The sequence below is a fragment of the Streptomyces sp. NPDC046716 genome, from assembly GCF_040645755.1.
In the GTDB taxonomy this organism is placed as follows: Bacteria; Actinomycetota; Actinomycetes; order Streptomycetales; family Streptomycetaceae; genus Streptomyces.
In genome coordinates this window covers 32,918-41,437 of sequence record NZ_JBEYYU010000068.1, presented here as the reverse complement: position 1 = coordinate 41,437, position 8,520 = coordinate 32,918, and the positions used below count along the sequence as shown (strand labels likewise).

Here is an 8,520-nt window from a genome sequence, read left to right as displayed (position 1 = left end):
CCGACAGGTGATGGACGACCGCGACGAAGCCCCTGAGGCATGCGCTGCGCGCAGCCTCCCCTGGATGCCGCAGGCATCTCAGGGGCGCGGGGAACTGCGCGACCAGCCACGGCGAACCCGCACCCGGCCACGCACAGGACCCCGCAGACGCGCCCCGTAGGGTCACCGGCGTGGAGCTGAAACATCTCACCGGGTTCGTCGCGGTCGCCGAGGAACTGCACTTCGGGCGCGCCGCGGAGCGCCTGCACATCGCCCAGTCCCCGCTCAGCCAGCAGATCAGGCTCCTCGAGCGAGACCTCGGCGTACAGCTCTTCGAGCGCACGACGCGGACGGTACGGCTCACCCCGGCGGGCCGCGCCCTCCTCGACCCCGCCCGAGCCCTCCTGGCCGACGCGGCGACCCTGCGCCGCACCGTCCGCTCCGCCCACCTCGGCGAGACCGGCCGGGTCACCGTCGGCTTCGGCGGGGCCAGCGCCTACTCCGCGCTGCCCGCCCTCACCCGCGCCGTGAACTCCGAACTCCCGGGCGTGGAACTGGTCCTGGAGAGCCAGATCTTTACCGGGGAGGCCCTCGCCCGCCTCATCGACGGCACCATCGACCTCGGCGTCGCCGCCCTCCCGGTCCGCCGCGGCATCACCGCCCGGGTCGTCCGCGCGGAACCGCTGGTCTGCGCGCTCCCCGAGGGCCACCGGCTCGCCGAGCACGACGGCGTCACCTTCGCCGAACTGCGCCGCGAACGGTTCGTGACCTTCCCCGTCGCCCGCGGCTCGGCCGTGCGCGAGGCGATGGTGCAGGGCTGCCACGACGCCGGGTTCGCACCGCGCATCGCGCAGGAGGCCCCCGACTCGTACAACCTGCTCGCACTCGTGGGCGCGGGGGTCGGCGTCGCCGTGGTCGTGGGGTCCGCCCGCTCCATCCACCTGGAGCACGTCGTCTTCCGGCCGCTGGTGGGGGAGGACGTGCCGGTGCTGCCCATCGCGCTGGCCTGGCGCACCGGCAACGACAGCGCGGCCCTCGCCGCCGTCCTGGCCGTGGCCGAGCGGGTCCTGCCCACCCCGCCCGATTATGTGGAGTGACAGCACACTGGGAGCCGTAATCGGTCTTGGACAGCACTTAATGCGCGGGGCAGAGTGAGCGGCATGTCTGAGCCGCCCGCGCCGCCGCAGGCCGCGCCCCTCGCCGGGATCCGGGTCGTCGACCTGTCGAAGATCCTCGCGGGCCCGTACGCCACCATGTCGCTCGCCGACCTCGGCGCCGACGTGACCAAGGTCGAGCACCCCGAGGGCGGCGACCCGACCCGCCGCTGGGGCCCGCCGTTCCAGGGCGAGGACGCCACCTACTACCTCGCCGCCAACCGCAACAAGCGCTCCGTGACGATCGACCTCAAGACCCCCGAGGGGCAGGCCGAGGTCCACCGGATGCTGGCCGGAGCCGATGTCATGGTCGAGAACTTCCGGCCCGGCTCCACCCTCGCCCGCGTCTTCGACTACCGCGCGCTCACCGAGCGGTATCCGCGCCTGGTCGTCCTGCACATCTCCGCCTTCGGCGAGACCGGGCCGCTGCGCGACGAGCCCGGCTACGACATGGTGGCGCAGGCCGCCGCCGGACTGATGTCCCTGACCGGCGAGACCGACGGACCGCCGGTCAAGGCGGGCTTCGCGATGGGCGACCTCGGCGCCGCGCTCTTCGGCCTCGTCGGCGTCACCTCCGCCCTCGTCGAGCGCGCCCGCACCGGCCGCGGCCAGTACGTCACGACGTCCCTGTACGAGACCCAGCTCGCCCTGCACGCCAACTGGGCCACCGCCCACTTCGCCACCGGCGAGCGCCCCACCCGCCTCGGCTCCGGCCACCCGAGCCTCGTCCCGTACCAGGCGTACGAGGCGTCGGACGGCCACTTCGTGATCGCGGTCGGCAACGACGCCCTGTTCCGCACGCTGTGCGCCGCCCTCGGCCTCGACGACCTCGGCGACGACGCACAGTTCACGACCAACGCCGCGCGCGTCGCCAACAGGGCCGCACTGAACGCCCGGTTGACGGACGTCCTCGCCCGGCGCACGGTCGGAGAGTGGTGCGAGACGCTGAAGGCCGCCGGGGTGCCCGCCGCCCCCATCCGCCACCTCGACGAGGTGTACGCCTGCCCGCAGACCGCCGCCCTTGGCATGGTCCAGGAGGTCGAGCACCCGGCGGCCGGCACGGTCCGCCAGGTCGCCTTCCCGGTCAGCTTCAACGGCGTACGGCCCGCCGTGCGCACCGCACCGCCCACCCTCGGCCAGCACGACGACCATCCCCGCACCCAGCAAGGAGCCCGAGCCTGATGCCGTTCCCCGCCCTCGACCCCGTCGACCCGCTGAACCTCGAAGCCCTCCTCACCGACGAGGAGCGCGCGGTGCGCGACACGGTCCGCCAGTACCTCGACGACAAGGTCGAGCCGCACATCGCCGACTGGTTCGAGTCCGGCGAGCTGCCGAACCTGCCCGAACTCGCCCGCGAATTCGGCAAGATGGGCCTGCTCGGCATGCACCTGGAGGGCTACGGCTGCGCCGGGACGTCGGCCCGCGCGTACGGCATCGCCTGCCGCGAACTGGAGGCCACCGACTCGGGCCTGCGCTCCTTCGTCTCGGTCCAGGGCTCCCTCGCGATGTTCGCCATCCACCGCTTCGGCTCCGAGGAGCAGAAGCAGGAGTGGCTGCCGAAGATGGCCGCGGGCGAGGCCATCGGCTGCTTCGGCCTGACCGAGCCCGACCACGGCTCCGACCCGGCGTCCATGACGACGCGGGCCCGCCGTGACGGCGAGGACTGGATCCTCGACGGCCGCAAGATGTGGATCACGAACGGTTCGGTCGCCGCCGTCGCCGTCGTCTGGGCGCAGACCGAGGACGGCGTGCGCGGCTTCGTCGTGCCCACCGACAGCCCCGGCTTCTCGGCGCCGCTCATCAAGCACAAGATGTCGCTGCGCGCGTCGGTGACGAGCGAGCTGGTCCTGGACGGCGTACGGCTTCCCGCCTCCGCCCAGCTCCCGGCGGCCCGTGGCGTCGGCGCCCCGCTCACCTGCCTCAACGAGGCCCGCTACGGCATCGTCTGGGGCGTCACCGGCGCCGCCCGCTCGGCCTGGCGGTCGGCGCGCGACTACGCCCTCCAGCGCGAGCAGTTCGGCAAGCCGATCGCGGGCTTCCAGCTCACCCAGCAGAAGCTCGTCGACATGGCGCTCGAACTCCACAAGGCGACGCTGACCGCGCTCCACCTGTCGGCGCTCAAGGACTCGGAGGCGGGCGTCCACCCGGCGCAGATCAGCTTCGGCAAGCTGAACAACGTCCGCGAGGCCATCGAGATCTGCCGCACCGCCCGCACGATCCTCGGCGCCAACGGCATCTCGCTCGAATACCCGGTGATCCGCCACGCCAACAACCTGGAGTCCGTCCTCACCTACGAGGGCACGACCGAGATGCACACCCTCGCGCTCGGCCAGGCACTGACGGGGCTCGCGGCCTTCCGCTAATCGCTTTCCCCTGCCACTATCTGACGGTCCGTCAGGTCAGTTGGGTAGTGGCAGGAGGGCTGTGCAGCCATGAAGTCGTACATCGTCGGCGTCGGCATGACCAAGTTCGAGAAGCCCGAGAGCCGTGACTGGCAGTACTGGGACATGGTGCGGGAGGCGGGCGGCGCCGCGCTCTCCGACGCCGGGGTCTCCTACGAGGACGTACAGCAGGTCCCCGTCGGCTACTGCTTCCAGGCCTCGACCGCCGGTCAACGCGCCGCCTACGAACTGGGGTTGACGGGCGTCCCCGTCTACAACGTCAACAACAACTGCGCGACGGGCTCGACCGCGCTGATGATGGCCCGCCTGTTCGTCGAGGGCGGCATCAGCGACTGTGTGCTCGCGCTCGGCTTCGAGAAGATGCAGCGCGGCGCGCTCGGCGGCGGAGCCGACGGCGGCGACTTCAAGACGTCCCCGGTCGCCCGCCACTACGGCATCATGGCCGCTCGGCACGGCTTCGAGATGTCCCCGCCCACCGCCCAGATCTTCGGTGACGCGGCCCGCGAGCACATGGAGAAGTACGGCACGACACCGGCGCAGCTCGCCGCCGTCGGCGCGAAGAACCACCGCCACTCGGTGAACAACCACTACGCCCAGTTCCAGGACGCGTACACCGTCGACGAGATCCTCGCCGCCAAGACCATCCACACCCCGCTCACCAAACTCCAGTGCTCGCCCACGTCGGACGGCGCGGCGGCCGCCGTCGTCGTCTCCGAACGCTTCGTCGAGGAGCGCGACCTGGGCGACAAGGCGGTCGAGATCGTCGCCCAGGCGATGACGACGGACACCGAGGAGTCCTTCGCGTCCGGCTCGTGCATCGACGTCGTCGGACAGCCCATGTCGCGCGAGGCGGCCCGGCAGGTCTACGAGGCGGCAGGGCTCGGCATCGAGGACGTCGACGTCGTCGAGCTGCACGACTGCTTCTCGATCAACGAACTGCTGACGTACGAGGCGCTCGGCATGTGCGGGGAGGGCGAGTCCGGCAAGCTGGTCGAGTCCGGCGCCACGACGTACGGCGGCCGCTGGGTGGTGAACCCCTCCGGCGGCCTCATCTCCAAGGGCCACCCGCTCGGCGCCACCGGCATCGCCCAACTCGCCGAACTGACGTGGCAGTTGCGAGGCGAGGCGGGCGGCCGGCAGGTGACCGGGGCACGAGTCGGACTCGCGCACAACATCGGACTCGGCGGCGCGGCCGTGGTGACGATGGTGCGCCGCGCCTAGAGCGGACCGGTTCAGGAGCCCGTCGGGACCTCGGGTGCGAGGGAGTTGCCGGCGGGGACCCGGCCGCAGTCCGACGGGGGCGTCTTCCCCGCGAACCGGTCGTTCAGCCAGTCCAGGGCGACGGGCGCCCAGGGAACGGCGGTGCCCACGTGGCTGAGCGCGTCGTACTGCTGGTACTTGATCGCGGTGTTGCCCTTGTCGCAGTACTGCCGCACCAGCCCGCGCACGTCCCCGGCGACCATGACACCGTCGCCCCGACCGATGCCCGGGAGGTTGCTGAGGGTTCCCTCGAAGACGCCCCCGCCGCCCTGCGCGATGTAGCCGGGAGCCGTGGGCGTCGGGGCCGAGCCGAGGTTGAGCTTGTTCACGGCCTCGACGAACGGCGGCACCGAGTTCGGGTCGGCGTACTGCGGCTTCACCAGCTTCTTCCACGTCAGACCCGGGTACTGGCCGAGCGCGTTGACGATCGACGCCTTCTCCAGCTTCTTGAAGACCGACGCCCCGTAGCTGTTGAGGTAGGGCGCGAAGTCGATGTCGTACGCGCGGGCGGCCCCCAGGACGGCCATGGGCGCCACACCGGCCCACAGCGAACTGCCGCCGATGTACTTCAGGTTGTGCGCCGGGGCGACGAGCAGCCCGCCCTCCGCGTAGCCCACCAGCCTCCTGTCGACGTCCGGCGCGTAGCTCGGAGCGAGCGCGGCCGCCCAGTGGGTGGCGATGGCTCCGCCGGAGTAGCCGGCGAGGCCGATCCGGGTGTCGGAGTCGAGACCGGTCTCCGGCGCCCGGCTCGCGGCCCGGATCGAGTCCAGGGTGTTCGTGCCGTACTCGGGACCGGCGGCGAAGTCGGCGTTCTGGCCCTCGCTGTCGGGGATGACGACGTTGTAGCCCGACAGCAGCAGCGGCACCAGGAGCAGCGACTCGCCGTTCGCGATCAGGCCGCCGAGGGAGACGTTCCCCGCGATGGCGCGGGAGGGCGCGTCCTCGGGGTTCAGGGAGTCGTAGAAGGACTGGTACGAGACCGCCTTGCGGCCGTCGCCGTTCGGGCTGCGCACGACGGAGGTCACCCCGGCGGACGGCCGGCCCTGCGCGTCCTCGGTGCGGTACAGCAGCTGGATCGCCTTGACCGGCGTGGGGATGCCGAGGACGTGGTACTGGAGGGTCCGTGTCTTCAGCACGGTGCCCGGCGCGTACGACTCCAGGGGAGCGCTGCCGTCGTAGGTGTAGAACGAGTCGTCCGTGGCCGCCGCAGCGGACGACGGCGCGGCCGCCGCGGCGGCGGGGGGAAACGCGGTGACGGCCAGCACGGTGACGACTGCGCCGGCCAGAGTGCCAAGTGCGGAGCGGTGCATGGTGTCCTCGGCCTTCGCCTCGTGGAGCACGGGTGACAGGAGTGGTGTACCTGTCGGTAACAGCGCCGCAAGTTACCAACAGGTAAGCGAGTTGACCAGAGTTCTAACAAGGACGCGTGTGCGACCACCCGTTCGGACGCCATTCGTCGGCGAGGGCTCCCATGACCACCTCGTCCCGCCAGACGCCGTCGCGCAGTTCGACTTGGCGGCGGACGCCCTCCAGGACGAAGCCGGCCTTCTCGTAGACATGGCGGGCCCGGACGTTGTCCGCGTACGCCTCCAGGCCGATCCGGTGCAGCCCCACGGTCTCGAAGCCGTACCCGACGATCAGCCGGACCGCCTCCGTGCCGAGCCCCCGGCCCCGGCCGCGCGCGCCGATCAGGGTGCGGAAGGTGGCCCGACGGTGCTCCGGCTCCCACTCGTTGAGGACGACCTCGCCGACCAGTTCGCCGCTGGCCCGGTCCGTCACCGCCAGGTCGAGCCGGTCGTCCTGCGCGCCGCGCGAGCCGTACCAGGAGCGCAGCCGCTCCGGGGACAGCGGCTCGGGACCGTCGCCGGTGAAGCGCAGCACCTCGGGGTCCCGCAGGATCGCGCCCATGGCGTCGGCGTCGGCCGCGGTGAACGGGCGCAGCACGGTCCGGTCGCCGGTCAGTACGGGCTTGGGGGAGAAGACGGTGGTCATGGCAGGGATTGTCGACGGCGGTCCGGACCGCGGCAACGCATTACCGTGCCGCCCGCCCTAGGTCGCTGGTCCTATGACCTGCGGCCCATGGCCGGTGCACCGAAATCCTGATGTACGGGGCCCCGGTGCCCTGCGACCATGACGACCATGCCGCAGACTCCCTCACTGGCGTCCGATGCCTCCGACCGTGCCACCGGCTCCCGCAGGCCCGCGCCGCCCGCGTGGCTGGTGGTGGCCGTGGCCTGTGCCGGTCAGTTCCTCGTCGTCCTCGACGTCTCCGTCGTCAACGTCGCACTGCCGTCCATGCGGACGGACCTCGGCCTGAGCGCCGCGGGCCTGCAATGGGTGGTGAACGCGTACTCGATCGCGTTCGCCGGGTTCATGCTGCTCGGCGGCCGGGCCGGTGACCTCTTCGGGCGCAAGCGGATGTTCCTCGTCGGGCTCGGCCTGTTCACGCTCGCCTCGCTCGCGGGCGGACTCGCCCAGCAGGACTGGGAGTTGCTGACCGCGCGGGCCGTGCAGGGCCTCGGCGCCGCCGTGCTCGCCCCGTCCACCCTGACCATCCTCACCTCCGCCGTGCCCGAGGGCGCCGCCCGCGCCCGCGCCATAGCCACCTGGACCGCGGTCGGCGCCGGTGGCGGCGCGGCCGGCGGGCTCGTCGGCGGCGTCCTCACCGAGGGCCTGAACTGGCGCTGGGTCCTCCTCATCAACGTCCCGCTCGGCGCCGTCGTCCTCGCGGCCGCCGCCCGCTGGATCAAGGAGTCCCGCGCGGGCGGCGAGCGCCGCCTCGACCTGCCCGGGGCGCTGCTCGTCACGGCGGGCACGGCGACCCTCGCCTACGCCGTCGTGCAGACGGAGGCGGCGGGCTGGGGAGCGGCGGGCACGCTGGTGCCGATGGGGGTGGCGCTCGCGCTGATCGCCGCGTTCCTCGTCGTCGAGGCGCGTACGCGGGTGCCGCTGATGCCGCTCGGGCTGTTCCGGGTGCGGTCCGTGGCGGCGGCCAACGCGGCGATGTTCGTGTGCGGCATGGGGTCGTTCGCCATGTGGTTCTTCATGACGCTGTACGCGCAGAACGTGCTCGGGTACACGCCCGTCGAGGCCGGGCTCGCGCTGGTGCCCAGCTCGCTCGCGGTGGTCGCCGGGTCGAAGACCGCGCCGCGGCTGATGCGGCGGTTCGGGGCGCGCAATGTCGCGGTGGGCGGCGTGCTCGTCACCGCCGCCGGGTTCGGGTGGCAGTCGACGATGAGCGCGCACGGGTCGTTCGTGCTGAACATCATGCTGCCCGGGATCGTGATGATGGCGGGTGCCGGTTTCGCGATGACGCCGCTTGCGTCGCTGGCCACTTCGGGGGCGGCGGCGGGGGACGCGGGGCTTGTCTCCGGGCTCGTCAACACGTCCCGGACGCTCGGAGGTTCCCTGGGGCTCGCCATCCTCTCCACGGCCGCCGCCGGCCGCTCCGCGGGGGGCCTGGATCCTGCCTCGCTGACCGACGGATACGCTGCCGCGTTCCAGGTGGGTGCCGGGATTCTGCTGGTGGCGGTGGTGGTTCTGCTGGCCTGGATGCCCCGCACGCGTCTGCCGTGACCGGGTGCGTGGGCGGCCGCGGCCCGAGTCGTGGCCGGTCGCGCAGTTCCCCGCGCCCCTGAAGCATGCGCTGCGCGCAGCTTCCCCGACGAGATGCCGCACGAAGTGCGCATCTCGGGGGCGCGGGGACCTGCGCGAGAAGCGGCCAC

At 72.2% G+C, this 8,520-nt stretch carries 7 protein-coding genes; 5 read left to right on the top strand and 2 right to left on the bottom strand.

Annotated elements, in window-relative coordinates; translation table 11 throughout:
- Positions 1-170: 170 nt before the first annotated feature.
- The 4 genes from ABZ930_RS34965 (at position 171) to ABZ930_RS34950 (ending at position 4,756) form a co-directional block, all read left to right on the top strand.
- Entirely contained in the window at positions 171-1,076 is a 906-nt protein-coding gene (locus tag ABZ930_RS34965) for a LysR substrate-binding domain-containing protein (RefSeq protein WP_361557257.1), read from the top strand.
- A gap of 63 nt (positions 1,077-1,139) precedes the next feature.
- Positions 1,140-2,315, top strand: coding sequence for a CoA transferase (locus tag ABZ930_RS34960; RefSeq protein WP_361557254.1), 1,176 nt, complete (start codon positions 1,140-1,142; stop codon positions 2,313-2,315).
- Positions 2,315-3,496, top strand: a complete 1,182-nt coding sequence (locus tag ABZ930_RS34955) for an acyl-CoA dehydrogenase family protein (protein WP_361557251.1) — start codon at positions 2,315-2,317, stop codon at positions 3,494-3,496. The genes ABZ930_RS34960 and ABZ930_RS34955 overlap by 1 nt, the downstream gene beginning before the upstream one ends.
- A 69-nt stretch (positions 3,497-3,565) precedes the next feature.
- Positions 3,566-4,756, top strand: a complete 1,191-nt coding sequence (locus ABZ930_RS34950) for a lipid-transfer protein (protein ID WP_361557248.1) — start codon at positions 3,566-3,568, stop codon at positions 4,754-4,756.
- A gap of 11 nt (positions 4,757-4,767) precedes the next feature.
- On the opposite strand, the gene ABZ930_RS34945 is transcribed toward ABZ930_RS34950, so the two are convergent.
- Together ABZ930_RS34945 and ABZ930_RS34940 are read right to left on the bottom strand one after the other, a co-directional pair.
- Positions 4,768-6,105 carry a lipase family protein gene (locus ABZ930_RS34945; protein ID WP_361557266.1) on the bottom strand — a complete coding sequence of 446 codons (1,338 nt, stop codon included), beginning with the start codon at positions 6,103-6,105 and terminating at the stop codon, positions 4,768-4,770.
- Positions 6,106-6,208: 103 nt separating this feature from the next.
- Complete coding sequence (locus tag ABZ930_RS34940) at positions 6,209-6,787, bottom strand: GNAT family protein (protein ID WP_361557245.1); 579 nt, start codon at positions 6,785-6,787, stop codon at positions 6,209-6,211.
- Positions 6,788-6,934: 147 nt separating this feature from the next.
- Between ABZ930_RS34940 and ABZ930_RS34935 the strand changes: the two genes are divergently transcribed.
- Entirely contained in the window at positions 6,935-8,371 is a 1,437-nt protein-coding gene (locus tag ABZ930_RS34935) for a DHA2 family efflux MFS transporter permease subunit (protein WP_361557242.1), read from the top strand.
- Positions 8,372-8,520: the final 149 nt, after the last annotated feature.

What these genes read in the sequence shown, in the direction of transcription:
- ABZ930_RS34960 (WP_361557254.1), top strand. Translation starts at nt 1,140, where the DNA reads ATGTCTGAGCCGCCCGCGCCGCCGCAGGCCGCGCCCCTCGCCGGGATC.
- ABZ930_RS34955 (WP_361557251.1), top strand. Translation starts at nt 2,315, where the DNA reads ATGCCGTTCCCCGCCCTCGACCCCGTCGACCCGCTGAACCTCGAAGCC.
- ABZ930_RS34950 (WP_361557248.1), top strand. Translation starts at nt 3,566, where the DNA reads ATGAAGTCGTACATCGTCGGCGTCGGCATGACCAAGTTCGAGAAGCCC.
- ABZ930_RS34945 (WP_361557266.1), bottom strand. Translation starts at nt 6,105, where the DNA reads ATGCACCGCTCCGCACTTGGCACTCTGGCCGGCGCAGTCGTCACCGTG.
- ABZ930_RS34940 (WP_361557245.1), bottom strand. Translation starts at nt 6,787, where the DNA reads ATGACCACCGTCTTCTCCCCCAAGCCCGTACTGACCGGCGACCGGACC.
- ABZ930_RS34935 (WP_361557242.1), top strand. Translation starts at nt 6,935, where the DNA reads ATGCCGCAGACTCCCTCACTGGCGTCCGATGCCTCCGACCGTGCCACC.